This window comes from Nocardioides pymetrozini, assembly GCF_046058985.1.
GTDB lineage: Bacteria > Actinomycetota > Actinomycetes > Propionibacteriales > Nocardioidaceae > Nocardioides.
Genome location: NZ_CP175556.1, coordinates 1,372,940 through 1,391,782 on the forward strand (window position 1 = coordinate 1,372,940; position 18,843 = coordinate 1,391,782).

Below are 18,843 nucleotides of genomic sequence, written 5' to 3' on the forward strand. Positions count from 1 at the left end.
CCACGAACGCGATCACGGAGGTCGGTCACACCCATGGTGCTGGCAGAGGGCGTCGAGGTCGACCTCGGACCGCTGGGGCGCGCCTGGGTGACCTCGCTGCTCGGCCAGGGCGGGCAGGGCTACGTCTTCGAGGTGCGCCGTGAGGCGGGGGAGCCGTTGGCGCTGAAGTGGTACAAGTCGGAGAGCGCGACTGCCCAGCAGTACGACGAGATGCAGCAGCTCGTGGAGATCGGCTCGCCGCACCAGCGCTTCCTGTGGCCGCTCAGCATGGCGCGGGTGGTCACCGAGCCGAGCTTCGGCTATGTCATGCAGCTGCGCCACCCGCGCTTCCTCGAGCTGAGCTATCTGCTGCTCAACGCCGACCGCGACGGCAAGCCGCTCGACGTCTCCTTCGCCTCGATCATCGAGCTGTGCCGCCAGCTCAGCTATAGCTTCCTCCGGCTGCACGCCCGCGGCCTGTGCTACCGCGACATCTCCTTCGGCAACGTCTTCTTCGACCCGGGCAACGGCGACGTGCTGATCTGCGACAACGACAACGTGGGCATCGACAACGGCACCGGCCGGGTGCTGGGCACGCCGTACTTCATGGCTCCCGAGGTCGTGCGGGACACGACCTATCGCACCCTGCCCAACACCGACACCGACCGCCACTCGCTCGCGGTGCTGCTGTTCTACGCGCTCTTCCTGGGCCACCCGCTCGAGGGGGCGCGCACCGACACGGGGATGCGTGACGCGGACTGGCTGCTGACCCATTTCGGCACCGACCCGCTGTTCTGCATGCACCCCACCCGCACCGACAACCGGCCCGCGCCGATCGTCCAGCAGTACTGGGGGATCTACCCGCGGTTCCTGCGGGACCTGTTCGTCCAGGCGTTCGTCGACGGGCTCGACCACCCGGGCGGCCGGATCACCGAGGGCCAGTGGATCAAGGCGCTCGACCGCCTGCGCGACGGGATGCTCGCCTGCCCGACCTGCGGCACCACCAACTTCTGGAGCACGGAGGACGAGGGCGTGACCTGTTGGAAGGACGGCACCGAGGTGCGTCCGCCGTACCTGCTCCAGGTGGGGCGTCGCACGGTGGCCGTCGGCCCTCAGTCGGTGATCCGCTCCGACCACCTCGCCTCCGGGGTCGACCACCCGCAGGTGCTCGGCCAGGTCCGCCGCCATCCCGAGGCCGCGGACCGGTGGGGCCTGCACAACGCCTCGGACTTCTCCTGGCCGGTCGCCTACCCCGGCGGCCAGAGCTTCCTGCTCGAGCCCGGCCGGACCGTGGAGCTGGTGGCCGGTGCCCGGGTCCAGATCCGCGACGCGACCGTGCAGGTCCAGGCGCCGATCCCGACGGGACGGGGGTGAGCCGGATGTCCGCACTCGTGGTCGAGGTCGAGGGCAGGGTGCTGCGCCTCGAGGGCCGCAGCGTCTACCGGATCGGCCGCGCGATCGAGGCCGACGTGGTGCTCACCGCCGGCTCCGTGTCCCGCCAGCATGCCGAGCTCCGGGCCACGGCGGCCGGCTGGGTGCTGGTCGACAACGGCAGCCAGTTCGGCACCTATGTCGAGGACGAGCGCGTCACCGAGTATCCGATCGAGCGACGGGTCCTGGTCCGGTGCGGACCGCCCGCCACCGGGGCGACCCTGGCGGTGGTGCCGGCCGCGGAGTACGACCTGGCGGCCGCGACGCCCCCGGCGGCCACCCCGCCCCCGGCGACCCCGCCGCTGGGGACGCCGCTCGCTCCGCCCTCGTCGTGGGCGCCGCCGACCGGCCCACCGGCGTTCCCCTCCGTCCCGCAGCCGGGCGCTCGCCCCGCGCCGGCGGCGGGTCTGCCCCCCGCGCTCACGGGCAACGACGCCACCCAGGTCCTCGCCATGCCGCGGGCGTCGTCGGGAGCGCACGGCGCGGGCCCCCAGCGCACCGGACCGGATCTGCTGCTGGTCGCCGAGGGCCGCGAGCACCGGTTCCGCCACCCCACGCCGATCACCGTGGGACGCCGCAGCGACTGCACCGTCGTGATCGGCGATCCGACCTGCTCGCGGGTCCACGGTCGGGTCGACCCGGTCCCCGGCGGCTGGACCTACACCAACCTGTCCAACGAGGGCACCTTCCTCGACGGTCGCCGGGTCGGCACCCGGCCCTTCGGCGAGCGGGTCGCCCTCCGTCTGGGACACCCGGTGGCCGGGCCGGAGCTGACCCTCGTGCCCATCTTGTCGGCGGCCGAGGAGGAGCGCCGGATCGCCCGCCGCCGACTCGGCCGGCGGCTCGCGATCCTCGGTGGCATCGCGGCCGCGCTGCTGCTGGTCGCCGGTGTCATCGGGCTCGCCTTCGTGGTCGGACGCGACGACCCGCGGAAGCCGTCCGGCAAGGACCCCGACGTGCTCGAGGCGGCGAAGGCCGCGACCGTCAAGATCACGGCGGAGAGCCACCTCCTGGACGATCCCTCCAACACCGGCACCTACCACGGTTCGGGATCGATCATCCGCTCCGACGGCCTGATCCTCACCAACGCCCACGTCGCCGCTCCCGAGTCGCCGGGTCTGGAGGAGAAGTACGGGGACGAGGTGCAGATCGCCAACCCGGACTACCTGCTGATCTCGCTCACCGACGGCGGCACCGACACCAACGCGCCGGCGGCGTACCGTGCGCGGGTCGTCGAGGCCGACGGCGAGCTCGACGTCGCCGTGATCCAGATCTACGCCGACGAGGACGGTGACGAGCTGGACGAGGAGCTGGACCTGCCCACCGTCCCGATCGGGAGCTCCGCCGACCTGCGCGCCGGTGACAGCGTGACGGTCCTCGGCTTCCCCGCCGTGGCCGGTGACGGCGAGTCGATCACCGTCACCACGGGCGTGATCTCGACGGTCCTCAACGACCCCGATCTCGGCCCGCGCTCGGAGCTCGACACCGACGCCCGCATCGCGCCCGGCAACTCCGGAGGCATGGCGATCAACGAGGACGGCGAGCTGATCGGCATCCCGACCTCGCTGTTCGCGGCCGAGGGCTCGACCGTGACCAGCGGCCGGATCCGGTCCATCGACGCGGTGAAGGACCTGATCGAGGACGCCAAGGCCGAGGTCGACTGACCGCTGCCGGCGCCGGACACGCCGGTGCCGGACACGCAGGTGCCGTGCAGGCGGGGTCGGCGGAGGTGGTGATTTCGATGCGCGTCGCTGGCGCTCCTAGCACCTCAACCACCCGAGGTGGACGTGCTGATGTCCCCGCGCGGGGGGTTCGCGCGGGGTGTGGGGCGGGGTGGCTACTCGTCGGGCGGGGGCGCGGTGTGGAGGGGGTGGGTGCCGCGGTGGTCGACGCGGAAGGCGTGGCCGTTCGGGCTGGTCCACAAGTAGGTGCCCGGGGTGAGGGTGTCGTAGCGCCAGGCCGAGTGGGTCTTCGCGCGGTGATGGCGTCGGCAGAGGGGGACCTCGTTGCAGGGGCAGGTCGGTCCGCCGTCGCCGTGCGGCTGGGAGTGGTCGATGTCGCAGCGGGTGGCGGGGCGGGTGCAGTGCGGGAAGCGGCAGGTGTGATCCCTGAGGGCGACGGCTCGCTTGTGGCGGTCGGGGACCTCGTAGCTCGTGACCGGGATGTACTCGGCCAGGTCGATGACGGGGCGGACGGTGATGGTGGTGTCGTGGGCCTGCAGCCATTCCCGGATCTGCTCGGAGGAGATCGGGCAGCCGCCCTGTTCCCACCGACCGACCGGGTTGTCTCCGGTGAGGGTGGTGTCGGTGATGTGGACGTTGAGCTCGACCTTCCGCCCGGGCACGGTCGCGACGACCTCGCCGGTGTCGGGGTCAGGGATGAGGAGATCGAGGGCGAGGTCGGCACGAGCGAGCTCCGCGGCGGCCTTGGAGCGGCGTACGTCGAGCGAGGACTGGTCGCCGAGCCGGCCGAGGACCTCGGCACGGCGTGCGACCGCGAGGTTGAGGTCGTGCCCGTCCGCAGCGTCCAACAGTCCGGACACCGTCACGAGGCCGTGGTCGTCGACGTGGGGGTCGATGTCGAACCGTCGACCGTCGGCGGCCTTGGCTCGTTCGGCTTCGGCGGTGGCGGGGTCGAACCGCAGCACGGCTTCGGTGATGAGCCGGTCGAGCTGGGCCCAGCCGACACCGGTGGCGTCGAACAGCTGCCGGTCCACAAAGGCAGCGGCTTCGGAGTTGAGGCCGTGGGTGCGTTCGGCGATCCGCTCCGCGCGCCACGGCGCCAGACGCCCGGCGACCACCGCGTCGTACACGTGCGGTAGGCGCCAGGCGCACTCGATCACCCGCCCGACGTACGCCCGCCCTCCATCGGGTGAGCGGCCGAGCACCGCGATCAGCTCCATGAGCGCGAACTCCGACACCAACGGTGCACCCTCGCCGGCGATCGGAACCCCGGTGTCGAGGTAGCCCTCCGTGATCGTCGCCGCACCCTCCGGACCGGTCACGACGTGGCGGCTGGCCCACTCCACGATCCCGACCCACTCCCGGACAACCAGGGCTTCACGGTCCTGGACACCCGCACGCAGCTCGGACAGCAGCACTGCTGTCGAACGAGCCGTGGTCCCGAGATCCATGACTGGATTCTCCCACCGACCTACGACACAACGAACGGGAGAAAACCCGCCTGGGGACAGGCGAAACCCGTCCGGCAGGGTGTGAACAACCACTGCAACATGACGTGACGAAAGTGGACCGACACGACCGCAACCACAGGGGTCAGACGGGCAGAGACCTGACGCCCAAATGCGGCGTCCAGCCAACCAGCTCAACCACAGCGGCGCGCCACCACGCCAATCGAAAAATCAACCTGGCACCCAGCAAACCCGAAACGGACACGACACCACCCCCGCAGGCCAGAACCGACCACTCGACAGGTCAGAACCGACCACTCGACAGGTCAGAACCGACCACTCGACAGGTCAGAACCGACCACTCGACAGGTCAGAACCGACGACTCGACGGGTCACAACCGACGACTCAACGGGTCAGACCGCCCAGAGATCAGCTGGCCTTCTTGGCCGCCGTCTTCTTCGCGGTCTTCTTGGCGGTGGTCTTCTTGGCGGCTGTCTTCTTCGCGGCGCTCTTCTTGGTCGTTGCCTTCTTCGCGGTCTTCTTCGCCGTCTTCTTGGCCGTCGGCTTCGCCTCGGACTCGCCACGCGAGGACTTGGCGGCGTCGACCGAGCGCTGCAGCGCCGCGAGCAGGTCGACGACCTCGCCGCCGGACTTGGCCGAGGTCTCGGTGCGCTTGACCTCGCCCCCCTCGATCTTGGCCTTCACGACGGCCTGGACCGCCTCGGCGTAGTCGTCCTCGAACTCGGAGGGGTCGAAGTCGCCGGCCAGCGTGTCGACCAGCATGTGGGCCATCTTGACCTCGGCGTCCTTGACCTCGCCGGTCTCGATGGAGAAGTCGGGCTTGCGGATCTCGTCGGGCCACATCATGGTCTGCAGGACGATGACGTCGTCGCGCACGCGCAGGACGGCGGTGGTCACCCGCTGGCGCAGGGCGACGGTCACGACGGCCATGCGGTCGGCGTCGAGCAGGGCCTGGCGAAGGAGCGCGTACGGCTTCGCGCCGCTGCCCTCCGGCTCGAGGTAGTAGGACTTCTCGAAGAGCAGCGGGTCGATCTGGTCGCTGGGGACGAACTTCTCCACGGCGATCTCGCGCGACGAGGTCGTGGGCAGGTTGGCCAGGTCGTCCTCGGTGAGGATGACCATCTCGCCGTCCTCGGTCTCGTAGCCCTTCGCGATGTCGGAGTACGGCACCTCCTCGCCGTCGATGGAGCAGACGCGCTGGTACTTGATCCGGCCGCCGTCCTTGGCGTGGACCTGCCGGAACGACACGTCGTGGCTCTCGGTCGCGCTGTAGAGCTTGACCGGCACACTCACGAGGCCGAAGGAGACGGCACCCTTCCAGATCGCTCGCATGAGACGAACTTACCCGCGTGGGTGGTCGCGGGCGAGCGAACCGGGTGTCGAAAACCGGCATGATGGGCGCGTGCCGGATCTGCGCCCCATGCTCGCGACGCCGGGGACCCACGTGCCGCAGGGCGAGGAGTGGTGTCACGAGGTGAAGTGGGACGGCGTGCGCGCGCTGGCCGCGGTGGCCGACGGGACGGTGACCCTCACCAGCCGCAACGACAACCGGATCACGCCCGCGTGGCCCGAGCTGGTCACGCCCCCGGCAGGGCTCCGGGAGCTCGTGGTCGACGGCGAGATCATCGCGCTCAACGAGCGGGGCGTGCCGGACTTCCGGGTCCTCGCCGAGCGGATGCACGTCCGCAACGCGGCGACGGTCTCCCGTCTGGCCACGCGGATCCCGGCGATGTTCATGGTCTTCGACCTGCTGCGCCTCGACGGCGAGGACCTGTGCGCGCTGCCGCTCCACGAGCGCCGGCGCCGGCTCGCGGACCTCGACCTCGGTCGGGCCGGCTGGCAGGTGCCCGGGGAGTACGACGACGGCGCGATGCTGTTCGAGGCGACCCGCGCCCAGGGCCTGGAGGGCATCGTCAGCAAGCGCCGCGCGTCGACCTACCGGCCCGGTGAGCGCACTCCCCACTGGCTGAAGTTCCCGCATCGCTATCGCGGGTCCTATGTGGTCGGCGGCTGGCGACCGCAGGTCGGCACGAGCGACCGGCTGGCGGCGCTCCTCGTGGGGGAGCCCACGGCCGAGGGGCTGGCCTACCGTGGGCGCGTCGGCAGCGGCATCGGGGCGAAGCAGTCACGGATGCTGGCGGACCTGCTCGCGCCCCTGGTCCGGCCCCGTCCGCCCTTCGTCGACGACGTGCCGCGCGTGGACGCCACGGGGACGGTCTGGGTGGATCCGGTGGTCGTCGTCGACGTGGAGACCCACGGGATCGGCTATCAGCGTCTGCGGCAGCCGTCCTACCAGGGCGTGCGGAGCGACCTCGTGCCCGACGACCTCGAGGAGCGCTGATGGCGAAGGCCGACCGTCCCCAGGCTCCGCAGACCGAGGTCCACGTCGACGTCGAGGGCCGCACGTTGCGCCTCACCAACCTCGAGAAGGTGCTCTACCCCAGCAGCGGCACGACCAAGGGGGAGGTGCTCGACTACTACGTGCGGATCGCGCCGGTCTTGCTGCCGCTCCTGGCCGGGCGTCCGGTGACCCGGATCCGGTGGCCGCACGGTGTCGGCGACATGAGCTTCTTCGAGAAGAACGCCCCCGCCGGCACACCGAGCTGGGTGCGGACCGCCGAGGTCCCGACGACCGGCAGCCGCGGCCCCAGCCGGCACGGCGACACCCTCGTCTTCCCGATCATCGACGACCTGCCCACCTTGGTGTGGGCGGTGAACCTCGCCGCCCTGGAGCTGCACGTGCACCAGTGGACGGTCGACGAGGACGACGAGCCGGTGGGCGCCGACCGCCTCGTCATCGACCTCGACCCCGGCGAGCCCGCGGGACTCCACGAGTGCTGCCAGGTCGCGCTGCACGTCCGGGAGGCACTGGCGGAGCGCGACCTCGAGGCGGTCCCGGTCACCAGCGGCAGCAAGGGGCTGCATCTGTATGCGCCGCTCGCGACGCCGATGCCGTCGGCGGAGACCAGCGAGCTCGCGAGGGAGATCGCCGAGGAGCTCCAGGCCGCCCACCCCCAGCTGGTGACGGCCACCATGACCAAGGCGCGCCGCCGGGGGAAGGTCTTCCTCGACTGGTCGCAGAACGCGGGCTCCAAGACGACCGTGTCGCCCTACTCGCTGCGGGGGACGCCGCGCCCCCAGGTGGCCACGCCGGTCGGCTGGGACGAGGTGGCCGAGGGCGCCGAGGACCCGCTCGGCCTCGACCAGCTCACGCCGGCGCAGGTGCTGGAGCGCGTCGAGGTGTACGGCGACCTGTTCGGCTGACCTCGCGCGTGCGGGGTCGGCCGTGGCTCAGACGTCGCTGCGCCGGCGCATGCCGTAGACGTCGAACTCCGTGACCGCCCCCGCGGGGTCACCGCCCGAGCCGACGGCGTGGGCCACCTCGGCCGGGGAGACGGCGTGGTCGGCCTCGTCGAGCGTGGCGTCGATGAGCAGCTGGAACTCGGGCGAGGGGTGGTCGACGCGCAGTGCGGTGGTGTCGATCCGCCAGCCCGCGCGCCCGAGCTCGTTGAACAGGCCCATCAGCGTGGTGTTCTTCTCGGCGGCGACGCCCTCGAAGCCGTCGGCCGCCTCGATGAGGTACACCGGTCGGGTCACGGCGAGCGCGGCCGCGTCGTACAGCGGCACCCACAGGCGCGCGTACTCGTACGACCGCTGGCTCATCCTCCCAGTGTAGGCCGCGGGAGGCCCGTCACGCAGAGCGCAGCGGCCGGACCGCGGCCGGGTCGACCACGTTCCCCAGGTCCCACGCCGCCCCCAGGACCAGGCCGGCGGCGACGATGGCCGGAGCGTCGACGACGTCAGCGACGATCGCGGTGACGTTGTCCCGGCTGCCGCCGTCGAGCGCGGAGCCCAGCAGCCGGTCGACCGCGGCGGTCCTGCTCCCGAGACGGAGGCAGGAGCCGATCGCGTCGGGGGAGAGGACGTCGCTGACCCCGTCGCTGCACAGCAGGAGCCGGTCGCGGGGACGCAGGTCGAGCAGGAGCAGGTCCGGTTCGGGGACGTGCTCGCCGTCCACGGCCTGCAGCACCATGCTGCGCAGGGGCGAGGCGGCCGCCTGCTCCGGAGTGAGCTGGCCGCTGTCGACCATGGACTGGACCAGGGTCTGGTCGTGCGTGAGCTGGCTGAGCTCGCCGTCGCGCAGCAGGTAGGCCCGCGAGTCGCCGACCTGCGCCAGGGCGGTGCGCCGGCCATCGGTGAGGACGGCGGTCAGCGTCGTGGCCATGCCCGTGCGGCGAGGGTCGGCAGCGATCCCCGCGGCGAGCTCGGTGTGGGCCTGGCGGACGGCGGCGCCGAGCAGGCGCGCCGGCTCGTGGCCGGGATGGGCGAGGGAGCGGGCACTCACGACGTACGCCGTGGTGGCGGCGGCCACCTCGCCCGCCTCCGCGCCACCGACGCCGTCGGCGACGCACAGCAGGTACGGACCGGCGAAGCCCGCGTCCTCGTTGTTCGCGCGCACGTGGCCGGTCTCGCTGCGCGCCGCGAAGCGGAACTGCAGCACGGCGCTCACCTCCCGGGGTCGTGCTCCGTCAACGTCCGGCGGCACGGGGGAGTTCCGCTCAGGAGCGGGTTTCGCGGCGACTTCGCAGGCTCAGTCGCGCCTCAACCGGCGAGCGCTTCCGCTCCTTCGCTCCGCTCAGGAGCGGGTTTCGCGGCGACTTCGCAGGCTCAGTCGCGCCTCAACCGGCGAGCGCTTCCGCTCCTTCGCTCCGCTCAGGAGCGGAAGCCCACCTGGCCGGAGGTGCTGCGGCCGATCTCGACGTAGGCGAGCTTGGCGGTCGGGACGACCGTCACCTTGCCCTTGGTGTCGGTCAGGCTGATCACGCCCTCGCCGGCGGCGATGGCGTCCTGCACGAGCTTCGCGACCGCCTCGTTGGTCTCCCCGGTCTCGATGACCAGCTCGCGGGCGGTGTTCTGCACACCGATCTTGACCTCGACGGTCATGTCACTCTCCTCGTTCGTGGGGACGCCAGCCTAGCGACGCGCCGGTTGGATCCGCCGCCGGCGTGCTGGCCACGGTGTCGGCCTCAGTGCTCGTCGGTCTTGGGATAGCCGCGGATGCCGCGCCACGCGAGGCCCGCCACCAGGGCGGTGGCCTCGTCGCGGCTCAGCGCCGCCATGGCGCCGTCGTTCTCGGTGAGCCAGAACCGGGCGCTGACCTGGGCCATTCCCACGAGGGAGACGGCGAGCAGCTGGGACGCCGCCGCGGGCAGGCCCGTGTCGTCCTCGATCACGGCGGCGATCATCGCGGCGCACTCCGTGGTGACCCGGTCGACGTGGCCGCGCACGGCCGGCTCGTTGGTGAGGTCGGACTCGAAGACCAGCCGGAAGGCGCCGGTGTCGTGGCCGACATAGGCGTAGAACGCGTCGATCGCAGCAGCCACGCGCTGCTTGTTGTCCTGGGTGGACTCCAGCGCGCGGCGGCAGTTGGCGATGATCGAGTCGCACGCGGCGTCGAGGATGGCGAGGTAGAGCTCCAGCTTGCCCGGGAAGTGCTGGTAGAGCACCGGCTTCGACACCCCGGCCCGCTCGGCGATGTCGTCCATGGCGGCGGCGTGGTAGCCCTGGGCGACGAAGACCTCCAGGGCAGCGGACAGCAGCTGTGCGCGTCGCTCGCGCCGCGGGAGTCGTACGCCGCGGGGTCGGGGCTCGTCCAGGTCGAACTGCTCGGTCACCACGCACCTGAGACTACTCGCTGGTAGCCCGGGTCCGGATGTCGGGACGTGGCGCCCGTGCCCAGCATCCGACAGGGACCATGGCAGGGTCGAGGGAACACCCGGGGCCACCGCCGTGTTGGCCCTGGACCGCCCCCATCCCATCTGCAGTACCCGAGGAGTACGCCGTGAGCTTTCCCGCGCTGGTCGAGCCGGCCGCCGAGCTGACCATCGACGAGGTCCGCCGCTACAGCCGCCACCTGATCATCCCCGATGTCGCGATGGACGGGCAGAAGCGCCTCAAGAACGCCAAGGTCCTCGTGATCGGCGCCGGCGGCCTCGGCAGCCCGGCGCTGCTCTACCTGGCCGCGGCGGGGGTCGGGACGCTCGGCATCGCCGAGTTCGACGAGGTGGACGAGTCGAACCTGCAGCGCCAGGTCATCCACGGCATGTCCGACCTCGGCAAGTCGAAGGGCCTCTCGGCCAAGGAGTCGATCCTCGAGATCAACCCGCTGGTCAACGTGGTCCTCCACGAGACCCGGCTCGACAACGACAACGTCCTCGAGATCTTCAAGGGCTACGACCTCATCGTCGACGGCACCGACAACTTCGCCACGCGGTACATGGTCAACGACGCGGCGTACTTCCTCGGGATCCCCTACGTCTGGGGCTCGATCTACCGCTTCGACGGCCAGGCGTCCGTCTTCGCGCCCACGATGGCCGACGACGCCCCGTGCTACCGCTGCCTCTACCCGGAGCCGCCGCCGCCGGGCATGGTCCCGTCCTGCGCCGAGGGCGGCGTCCTCGGCGTGCTGTGCGCGAGCATCGGCTCGATCCAGGTCAACGAGGCGATCAAGCTGCTCATCGGCGCCGGCGAGCCCGCCATCGGCAAGCTCGTCATCTACGACGCCCTCGAGCTGGAGTGGCGCAAGCTGAAGGTCCGCAAGGACCCGAACTGCGCGCTGTGCGGCGAGAACCCGACCGTCACCGGGCTCATCGACTACGAGACCTTCTGCGGCGCGATCTCCGAGGAGGCAGCGGACGCGGCGGTCGACGCCACCATCTCGGTGACCCAGCTCGCCTCGATGATCAAGGAGAAGGAGGAGGGCAGCCGCGACTTCGTCCTCGTCGACGTCCGCGAGCCCGCCGAGGCCGAGATCAACCACATCCCCGGCGCGGTCCTCATCCCCAAGGGCGAGTTCCTCAACGGCAACGCCCTCGGCCAGCTCCCGCCGGTCGACTCCGGCACGCAGGTCGTCCTGCACTGCAAGAGCGGCGTCCGCTCGGCCGAGTGCCTGGCGATCATCAAGGGTGCCGGGTACGACGACGCGGTCCACGTGGGCGGCGGGGTCGTGGCCTGGGTGAACCAGATCGACCCCAGCCAGCCGTCGTACTGATCAGCGTGGCGCCAGCGCTGCCCTGATCGGCGCGGGCGCGTCGCGCGGAAGGGCCCCGCGATCCGACCGGATCGCGGGGCCCTTCGCTCGTCCCCGATCAGCCCTGGTCCGCTACGGGTTGCGGACCTGGACGGTGATGCTGCCGTCGGTGTTCTCGGCGGTGACCGTCGCGGTCACCCCCGCGCCGGCGACCTTGACGGAGTTCTCCGGGTTCGCGGCCGTCCAGTACCGGTTCGGGTCGCTGTCGTCGAAGGTCGGCACGTTCGCCACGGACGGCGCGCAGGCCTCCTGGGTGGTGTAGCCGGTCTTCGTCGCCACCTGCTTGTGCAGGCAGACCGCGTCGGTCGTCGTGGACGCCAGCCCGAAGGTGGCGTCGAAGGGCTCACGACGGTTCGACGGGCTGGTGCCGTCGGGGTAGGTGAACGAGTCCGGCCGGACGTCGACGGGCAGCGCGTAGCCCTCACCCTGGTGCACGCTGGTGTTGTTGTCGGCGTGCGCCAGGTCGACCAGCCACACGAGCATCCCGTTCTGGTACGGGAACTGCTCGACCCAGTCCGGGCGGGTGACCGCCTCGGAGAACTGGTACGGACCCACCTGCAGCGTGCTGTCGTAGCCGACGTACTGCCGGTTCTCGAGCAGGTAGTAGCGGCCGGTGGTCTTGCTCTCCGTGCCGGTCGAGGCGGTGAAGCCGGACACGGTCCAGCCGTTGTCGCCGCTCTCGGCGCCGTCGGTGAAGGTCGTCGTCCCGTCGTTGATCACGATGTCGTCGATGAACGCGCCGGCCTCGTTGACGCCGCCGTCGGTGGCGTAGCGGAACCGGAACAGGGAGGCCGCGCCCTTCGGGCGGTAGGCCCAGCGGTGGCCCGACCAGTCGGAGCTGCCGTCGAGGGCACCCAGCTGGGTCCAGGACTTGCCGCCGTCGGTGGAGTACTCGGCGTACAGGAAGTCGTAGTCGGCCTCGATCTGATGCCATACGTCGGCGCTGACCGTGACCCGCGAGGATGCTGCGACCGGCCGGGTCAGCGTGCTGACGAGGTTGTCGCCGCGACCGGAGTACCACGCGTGCGCCCCCGTCGCCGGGGTCGTGTAGGTCGCCGTGGTCGTCTTGTCGGGCAGGTTGACCTTGACCGCCTGGTCCTGGCCGACCGCCGTCTCCTGCGACGGGCTGAGGGTGAAGCTGCCGCTCTGTCCGGCGTTCACCTCGGTGTAGTCGAGCCAGCCGAGGAAGAGCTTCTCCTCGGGCCCCATCAGGCCGGGGGTGGTGCCGATGTTGCCCTGAGCGTGGCCCAGCCAGGAGCCGGACGACATGAGCGTCCAGAAGCCGGTGCCGTTCTCGCCGCCCGCGGTGTCGTAGAAGTCGGGCAGCTCGAGGTCGTGTCCGTACTCGTGGGCGAAGACGCCGAGGCCACCGTTCTCCGGCTCGACGGTGTAGTCGCCGATGAAGTACCTCGACTCGCCGACCTGCGTGCCGCCGTACAGGTTCTGCGTGCCGCCGACCGTCGGGCCGGTCTGGCCGTACAGGTTGCCGTTGACGTACCAGCGGTGGGACCAGATGGCGTCCTCGCCACCGCCGCCCTCCTCGCCGCCACCGGCGTGGACCGCCTGGAAGTGGTCGATGTAGCCGTCGGCCTCGTTGAAGTCGCCGTCGCCGTCGAAGTCGTAGCGGTCCCACACGTCGAACTGCGCGAGATAGGCGTCGATCTCCGCCGGGGTCTTGCCGGCCGCCACCTGCGCGGCGTACCAGGCGTCGGCGGTGTCGGCGATGAACGCCCACGAGCCGCCGTTGTCCTCGATCGCGTTGTCGCCGTAGCTGGAGGCGTTGCCGGGGACCGTCACCCAGTCCTCGGTCGTGACGCTGACGTCGTAGCGGCCGCCGGAGACCTCGCGGTAGTAGTCGCGGAAGGACTCGCCGTCGCCGTTGAACATCTCGTCGTAGTGCGCCTTGTTGAAGTCCGGCACCCAGTAGGTCGAGTTGTCGACCGCCGGGTCCGGCTGGGGGATCTCGTTGTGGCGGGGACCGGGAGTCCGGCCGTACCTGCCCGAGGTCTGGGTGCCGAACTCGCCGAGCATGGTGAGCACCTTGTCGGTCCGGTCGACCGGGAACTCGACGTACTCCCCGTCGGCGAGCTCCACGACGGCGCCGCCGCCGGCCTGCCGCTGCAGCTGCGCGCTGCCGTTGGCCAGCAGGGTCCGCGCCTTGCGCATCTTCTGGCGCTGCTCCTTGGTCTTCGGACCAGGTCGGTCGTGCTTCTTGCCGTGGGCGTGAGCCTGCGGCGCCGGCCCGTCCGTTGCAGGGATCGCCTGCGCGGGCTGGGCCAGAGTGCCTCCGAGTGCGAGGGCTGCGGCGCCGGCGACGATGCCGGATGCCAGTTTCTTCACGGTTGCCTCCGAGTGGGTGGGTGGAGCGACCGGCAGTCGCACAGGGAGGCCCGAGTGTGCACCGGCCCCCCGAGCGCAAATCCGGTGCGTGACGTAGCCCACACGACGCGCCCGCCTGCGCGCAAGAGGGACGGTCGAACTTTGTCCGGGAGCGGGGTCGGCGAGGCGCGGGAGCGTAACCGGAGGGGCGATCCGTCGTTGGTCCGGGTACGCGGCCAGGTGGCCGTGTCGCACCAATCGGAGATGCGTCGGCCATCCTGCGCCGGCGCACCGAGGGAGCAACGGGAGCCTCGTCCCATCGGACGGGGCTCTCGGCCTGCCCGGCGGGCACGGCATGATCGCGCTGTGGACGAGGGATACGTCGAGCGGGTGCTCGAGCTGGTCGAGCAGGTGCCACCGGGGCGCGTGACGACCTACGGCGCCGTCGCCGCCGTGGCGGGAGGCGGACCGCGTCAGGTGGGGTCCGTCATGGCGCGGTACGGGGGCCCGGTGCCGTGGTGGCGGGTCGTGCGTGCTGACGGCACGCTCCCACCGAGCCACGACGACCGGGCCCGCGCGGAGTATCTGGCGGAGGGGACACCGCTGCGCAGCGGCAGCGGCACCCTCGACATGCGCCGGGCCTTCTGGGACCCGGCGACCGGGGAGTAAGGCTCCCCCGCAGCGAGGGGCAGGCTCAGCCGAGCGCCGCGATGGCGGCGTCGTAGTCGGGCTCCGTGGCGATCTCGGGGACGAGCTGGGAGTGCAGCACGGTGCCGTCGGTGTCGAGGACGACGATCGAGCGGGCGAAGAGGCCCTCGAGCTTGCCGTCGGTCATCCGCACGCCGTAGTCGTCACCGAAGGTGGAGCGGAAGGCGGAGCCGACCTGGACGTTCTCGATGCCCTCTGCTCCGCAGAAGCGGTTCAGCGCCGGCGGCAGGTCCTGCGAGACGTTGATGACGGCGGTGTTGTCGAGGCCGGCGGCGAGCTCGTTGAACTTGCGCACGCTCGCGGCGCACACGCCCGTGTCGATGCTGGGGAAGATGTTGAGGACCGTGCGCTGGCCCTCGGGGAGGGTGACGGCGGAGAAGTCCGCGCCGACCAGGGAGACCGACGGGGCAGGGGCGCCGACGGCGGGCAGCTCGCCGACGGTGTTGACGGGGTTCCCCCCGAGTGCAGTGGTAGCCATGTCTCCTGTCTAGCAGGTCGTCGGGACCGGTCCGTCACCGGAGCCGGCCGAGCAGGCCGACCGCGCGCCGCACGTCGAGCAGGCGCCGCTCCCAGGTGATCCCGACGACGGTCAGGAGAGCGCCGGCCAGCCCGATCCAGACCCACTTCGGGAACTCGCCGGCGTACGGGCCCAGCTCGCGCAGGACCACCGCGGCGCCGATCCCGGCGCCGACCACCAGCGGTGCGCTCCAGCGCAGTGACGCGCCGGCCACCGTGAGCGCCAGACAGGCGCCGCCGAGGGCGAGCGCGCGCAGCGACACCGGGTCCTCGAGCACCCACATGAGGGACGGCACGGTCGCCAGCAGGAGGCCGGGCGCGAGTGTCGTCAGGGTCCCGGCGGCCGGCGAGCGCCCGAGCCGCCACAGCCCGAAGGCGGTCAGCGCTCCGGCGAGCGGCAGCGTGTACGGCTCCGGTGCGGTGACGCCGAGGTCCGCGAGCCGGACCCAGCTGGCGAGGAGGAGCAGCGCACTGCCGACCCACGCCCACGGACGCCGGGTCTCGTGCAGCAGCGCGGTGCCCGAGACCAGGAACCCGGCGACGGTGAGCCACAAGGCGACGTGGCCGCCGACGTCGTCGACCGACGCCAGCGAGACCGGAAGCGCAAGAACGGCCACCACGACCGCCGTGGCCTCGACCGGGAGCCGGGGCACGGCCAGGGCGACGACCCCCACGGCCAACAGGACGAGCAGCGCCGTCCAGGTCGCGTCGTCGGCGACGAGACTCACGACCGCCGCGGTCGCCAGGCCCAGCGCCGCGGGCGCGGCAGCTCCCGCGAGCACCCGCGTCGTGGCGTCCCGTCCGCGCACCGCGACGGCGACGAGGGCGGCCGACAAGGGCAGGAGGGCGGCCGCGACGAGCCCGTCGCTCGGCAGGGCACCCAGCGCGACCGCCGCCGTGGTGGTCGCCGCGATGCCCGCCCACGCCGCCGCCTCGTTCGCGACGAGGAGCGCGAGCGCCGCCGCGGTGGCAGCCACGAGGACGAGCACGGTGAGCGGCACGACGAGCGGCACGTCGTACGACGCCAAGGTGGCGGCGGTCCCGACGCTGGTGACGAGACCCGCGACCCGGCCCCAGACGGGCAGCGTGCGGCGGGTCCTCTCGCGGTCGGCCAGGGCGAGGCAGCCGAGCACGGCGAGGAGGGACGGGACGAGCAGCAACGGCTCGGTGACCGGATCGGGGCCGGTGAGCCGGACGCCGGCCGGCCGGTCGAAGACGGCGGCGATGCCGCTCCATCGGGCGAGTACGTCGGCGACTGCCTGCAGCGCGAGCGCGACCAGCACCAGGCTGCCCGCGCCCGCGGGGGCGACCGCGACCAGCCGGACCGGGTGGGGCAGCAGGCCGAGTGCGAGCGCCCAGGCGGCCGTCGTACCGAGGGCGACCAGGCCGACCGTGCGCGGGTCGGTGCCGATGCACGGCAGCGTGAGGACGACGGTCACCAGGAGAGCGGCACCGCTGGTCCCGGCCAGCAGGAGACGACGGCGACGTGCCACGACGCCCGGCGCCACCAGGGCGGCGGCGCTGGCGACGAGCGACCAGCCACTGCCCTCGACCCAGAGCTGGCGCAGGTCGGGCGTCACCGCGGACGCGACGAAGGCCGAGCCGGCCGTGGCGAGCCAGGTCAGGGCGCCCGTGCCCGCCGCGCTCCAGAGCAGCACGGACGCGCCCGAGCGGGCGGCCACTGCCGTGGTCAGCAGAGCCGCGAGCGTGAAGACCTGGCCGACGACCAGCACGTGGTCGGTGGCCCCGACCCCGCCGGCGTACCCGACCAGCAGGCCGAGGCCCGCGACCACCTGCGGGGCGGCCAGGCGGGGACGGCCACCGAGGCGGACGAGCCCGAGGAGGGCTCCAGCGACGGCCACGACCACCCCGGCGGTGCAGACGACCGCGGCGTCGGCTCCGTCGCCCAGCCAGCCGGCCGCCCCGGCTCCGAGGACGTCGAGCCCCAGCAGGCCGAGCGCCACGACGACGAGGGACTCGGCGGCGATGCGGAGCCCGGCCCGGTGGAGCAGCAGGGCGGCGGCGCCGGACGCCATCGTGAGCGCCGCGAGGACCGCCGTACGTCCGCCGACGCCCAGGGCCGACCATGACACCGCGAGGAAGGTGACCGCGGCGACCAGCAGGCACAGCGCACCGAGTCCCAGCAGGATCTTCGGGACCGACGCGAACGAGACGCCGCCGGCCGCAACGGTCGGGTTGGTGGGACCGGCCGGGCCGCTCGGGGGAGCCGGGTACGACGACAGCCCGGGCGCGACGCGCTTCGGGGGCATGGGCGTGGACGGCGGGACGAGCGGGCCGCCCAGGCCCGACTGCGCGGCGACCGCGGCAGGCCGGTCGTGGAACGCGGCGCTCGCCGTGCGCAGCCGCCCGAGGACCAGGTCGGCGCGCTGCAGCGTGCCGAACAGCTCCACCGCGAGGGGGTGGCGGACGAGCAGGTCGCAGCTCGGGCAGACGGGGATGCCGGCAGGCAGCGCGGAGCGGCAGTCGGGGCACAGGAGAGGGTCGGCGTAGCGCATGGGTCCATTGCGTCAGCGCGGGCCGCCCTCCGGCAGCGGGCGCTGACTCACGTGGGATGAGCACCGGTACTCAGACGGGTGCGGTGGGATGGCTCGGTCCGGGTGCCCGGAGGGCGGATTCACCACGGGATGTAGGCGGATCGGAACTTCTGTAGCGGAGTTCCGCACGGGGTGTGCGCGTTCACCTACATCCCGTGGTGAATCCGCGCCTGCCCGCGCCCGCGCCCCTGCCCGCCCCGACGGGGCCCACAAAGGAGAAGGGCCCTCGTGAGTATGAGTCACAAGGGCCCTTCAGGTGACCGGTACTGGTGACGCTCCCGGTCGACCACCCGGCTGCTGCGATCCCGCGAGCCTCGTCACCCGGCTCGCGCGGCCAGCGTCCCCGTGAGGGGCCGCCTCGGCCTCGACCCGAAGGTCGCGGCCCGGCCGGCTGGATCGACGCCTTCCGGCTGATCCCGCTCTCCCGGAGGAGTGCGTGGGTGAAGTTCTACGCCCGTCCATCGAATGCTCGCAAGGGGTTTCCGCCAAGTTTTTCGGGGTTTTCCGGTCATCCACTGAGCTTCGGCGTGTCCTCCACAGAGCTGCCGCAGGTTCTCCACAGCACGCCCGCGCTCATCCCCACGCCATCCCCAGGATGGGGGAAAGCCTGTGGAGGAGCGTGCGCCGCGGTCCGCGCTCGACCCGCGTCCCGGCAGACTGGCGCCATGGATGCCCGCCCACCCCTCGCCGTCCAGCTCGACCTGCAGCCGCATCCCGAGGGCGGCTGGTACCGGCAGACCTGGGCGTCACCGGTCAGCGTGAGCCTCCCGGACGGCCGGGTGCGGCCGACGGCGACGCTGATCTACTTCCTGCTGCCCGCCGGGGAGTCGTCGGCGTGGCACCGCGTGACGTCGGACGAGATCTGGCTCGCCCACGAGGGCAGCGTGACGGTCGAGCTCGGCGGCGCCGGCCCCGCCCCGGACGAGGACGGATGCACCGCGCTGGTCGTCGGCCCGGGGTCCGGGCAGGGGCTGGTGCCGGCGGGGGTCTGGCAGCGGACCGTCGTCTCCGACGACGACGCCTTGGTCAGCTGTCTGGTCTCCCCGGGCTTCGACTTCGCCGACTTCGAGCTCGTCTGACCGGCGAGCACGCG

Annotated in this window: 16 protein-coding genes; 7 read left to right on the forward strand and 9 right to left on the reverse strand. The window is 72.0% G+C overall.

Going from position 1 to position 18,843, the window contains the following annotated elements:
* Nucleotides 1-33 precede the first annotated feature (33 nt).
* Nucleotides 34-1,353 (forward strand): protein kinase domain-containing protein, encoded by a 1,320-nt coding sequence (locus ACJ5H2_RS06745; protein ID WP_408898800.1) that lies wholly within the window; start codon nt 34-36, stop codon nt 1,351-1,353.
* A gap of 5 nt (nt 1,354-1,358) precedes the next feature.
* The gene (locus ACJ5H2_RS06750) at nt 1,359-3,074 is read left to right on the forward strand and encodes an FHA domain-containing protein (protein ID WP_408898801.1); all 1,716 of its coding nucleotides are present in this window, start codon (nt 1,359-1,361) and stop codon (nt 3,072-3,074) included.
* A 173-nt stretch (nt 3,075-3,247) separates the two neighbouring features.
* On the opposite strand, the gene ACJ5H2_RS06755 is transcribed toward ACJ5H2_RS06750, so the two are convergent.
* Nucleotides 3,248-4,543: an HNH endonuclease gene (locus ACJ5H2_RS06755; protein WP_408898802.1), complete on the reverse strand. Its 1,296-nt coding sequence runs from the start codon at nt 4,541-4,543 to the stop codon at nt 3,248-3,250.
* A 427-nt stretch (nt 4,544-4,970) separates the two neighbouring features.
* Nucleotides 4,971-5,894 (reverse strand): Ku protein, encoded by a 924-nt coding sequence (locus tag ACJ5H2_RS06760; protein ID WP_408898803.1) that lies wholly within the window; start codon nt 5,892-5,894, stop codon nt 4,971-4,973.
* Nucleotides 5,895-5,964: 70 nt separating this feature from the next.
* On the opposite strand from ACJ5H2_RS06760, the gene ligD (ACJ5H2_RS06765) reads away from it, so the two are divergent.
* Nucleotides 5,965-6,903, forward strand: a complete 939-nt coding sequence (gene ligD / locus ACJ5H2_RS06765; protein ID WP_408898804.1) for a non-homologous end-joining DNA ligase — start codon at nt 5,965-5,967, stop codon at nt 6,901-6,903.
* A complete protein-coding gene (ligD, locus tag ACJ5H2_RS06770) occupies nt 6,903-7,826 on the forward strand; it encodes a non-homologous end-joining DNA ligase (RefSeq protein WP_408898805.1) in 924 nt (307 codons plus the stop codon). The genes ligD (ACJ5H2_RS06765) and ligD (ACJ5H2_RS06770) overlap by 1 nt, the downstream gene beginning before the upstream one ends.
* Nucleotides 7,827-7,853: 27 nt before the next feature.
* Here ligD (ACJ5H2_RS06770) and ACJ5H2_RS06775 read toward each other — a convergent pair whose 3' ends face one another.
* From ACJ5H2_RS06775 to ACJ5H2_RS06790, 4 genes are all read right to left on the reverse strand, one after another.
* Nucleotides 7,854-8,225, reverse strand: coding sequence for a hypothetical protein (locus ACJ5H2_RS06775; RefSeq protein WP_408898806.1), 372 nt, complete (start codon nt 8,223-8,225; stop codon nt 7,854-7,856).
* A gap of 28 nt (nt 8,226-8,253) precedes the next feature.
* The gene (locus tag ACJ5H2_RS06780; protein ID WP_408898807.1) at nt 8,254-9,063 is read right to left on the reverse strand and encodes a PP2C family protein-serine/threonine phosphatase; all 810 of its coding nucleotides are present in this window, start codon (nt 9,061-9,063) and stop codon (nt 8,254-8,256) included.
* Between the two features lie 212 nt (nt 9,064-9,275).
* Nucleotides 9,276-9,506 carry a DUF3107 domain-containing protein gene (locus tag ACJ5H2_RS06785; RefSeq protein ID WP_408898808.1) on the reverse strand — a complete coding sequence of 77 codons (231 nt, stop codon included), beginning with the start codon at nt 9,504-9,506 and terminating at the stop codon, nt 9,276-9,278.
* Between the two features lie 83 nt (nt 9,507-9,589).
* Complete coding sequence (locus tag ACJ5H2_RS06790; protein WP_408898809.1) at nt 9,590-10,240, reverse strand: TetR/AcrR family transcriptional regulator; 651 nt, start codon at nt 10,238-10,240, stop codon at nt 9,590-9,592.
* A gap of 164 nt (nt 10,241-10,404) precedes the next feature.
* Here ACJ5H2_RS06790 and moeZ point away from each other — a divergent pair, with 164 nt between their 5' ends.
* Nucleotides 10,405-11,613 (forward strand): adenylyltransferase/sulfurtransferase MoeZ, encoded by a 1,209-nt coding sequence (moeZ, locus tag ACJ5H2_RS06795; RefSeq protein ID WP_408898810.1) that lies wholly within the window; start codon nt 10,405-10,407, stop codon nt 11,611-11,613.
* Between the two features lie 111 nt (nt 11,614-11,724).
* Here moeZ and ACJ5H2_RS06800 read toward each other — a convergent pair whose 3' ends face one another.
* Nucleotides 11,725-13,992: an immune inhibitor A domain-containing protein gene (locus ACJ5H2_RS06800; RefSeq protein WP_408898811.1), complete on the reverse strand. Its 2,268-nt coding sequence runs from the start codon at nt 13,990-13,992 to the stop codon at nt 11,725-11,727.
* Nucleotides 13,993-14,337: 345 nt separating this feature from the next.
* Here ACJ5H2_RS06800 and ACJ5H2_RS06805 point away from each other — a divergent pair, with 345 nt between their 5' ends.
* A complete protein-coding gene (locus ACJ5H2_RS06805; RefSeq protein WP_408898812.1) occupies nt 14,338-14,640 on the forward strand; it encodes an MGMT family protein in 303 nt (100 codons plus the stop codon).
* 25 nt (nt 14,641-14,665) lie between these two features.
* On the opposite strand, the gene tpx is transcribed toward ACJ5H2_RS06805, so the two are convergent.
* Together tpx and ACJ5H2_RS06815 are read right to left on the reverse strand one after the other, a co-directional pair.
* Entirely contained in the window at nt 14,666-15,157 is a 492-nt protein-coding gene (gene tpx, locus ACJ5H2_RS06810) for a thiol peroxidase (RefSeq protein WP_408898813.1), read from the reverse strand.
* 34 nt (nt 15,158-15,191) lie between these two features.
* Nucleotides 15,192-17,711, reverse strand: a complete 2,520-nt coding sequence (locus ACJ5H2_RS06815) for an SCO7613 C-terminal domain-containing membrane protein (RefSeq protein ID WP_408898814.1) — start codon at nt 17,709-17,711, stop codon at nt 15,192-15,194.
* 704 nt (nt 17,712-18,415) lie between these two features.
* Here ACJ5H2_RS06815 and ACJ5H2_RS06820 point away from each other — a divergent pair.
* Nucleotides 18,416-18,829, forward strand: coding sequence for a cupin domain-containing protein (locus tag ACJ5H2_RS06820; RefSeq protein ID WP_408898815.1), 414 nt, complete (start codon nt 18,416-18,418; stop codon nt 18,827-18,829).
* The last annotated feature ends 14 nt before the right edge of the window (nt 18,830-18,843 follow it).

Excerpts from the sequence above, each read along its gene's own strand:
- ACJ5H2_RS06745 (WP_408898800.1), top strand. The coding sequence starts at position 34 with ATGGTGCTGGCAGAGGGCGTCGAGGTCGACCTCGGACCGCTGGGGCGC.
- ACJ5H2_RS06750 (WP_408898801.1), top strand. The coding sequence starts at position 1,359 with ATGTCCGCACTCGTGGTCGAGGTCGAGGGCAGGGTGCTGCGCCTCGAG.
- ACJ5H2_RS06755 (WP_408898802.1), bottom strand. The coding sequence starts at position 4,543 with ATGGATCTCGGGACCACGGCTCGTTCGACAGCAGTGCTGCTGTCCGAG.
- ACJ5H2_RS06760 (WP_408898803.1), bottom strand. The coding sequence starts at position 5,894 with ATGCGAGCGATCTGGAAGGGTGCCGTCTCCTTCGGCCTCGTGAGTGTG.
- ligD (WP_408898805.1), top strand. The coding sequence starts at position 6,903 with ATGGCGAAGGCCGACCGTCCCCAGGCTCCGCAGACCGAGGTCCACGTC.
- ACJ5H2_RS06775 (WP_408898806.1), bottom strand. The coding sequence starts at position 8,225 with ATGAGCCAGCGGTCGTACGAGTACGCGCGCCTGTGGGTGCCGCTGTAC.
- ACJ5H2_RS06785 (WP_408898808.1), bottom strand. The coding sequence starts at position 9,506 with ATGACCGTCGAGGTCAAGATCGGTGTGCAGAACACCGCCCGCGAGCTG.
- tpx (WP_408898813.1), bottom strand. The coding sequence starts at position 15,157 with ATGGCTACCACTGCACTCGGGGGGAACCCCGTCAACACCGTCGGCGAG.
- ACJ5H2_RS06815 (WP_408898814.1), bottom strand. The coding sequence starts at position 17,711 with ATGCGCTACGCCGACCCTCTCCTGTGCCCCGACTGCCGCTCCGCGCTG.
- ACJ5H2_RS06820 (WP_408898815.1), top strand. The coding sequence starts at position 18,416 with ATGGATGCCCGCCCACCCCTCGCCGTCCAGCTCGACCTGCAGCCGCAT.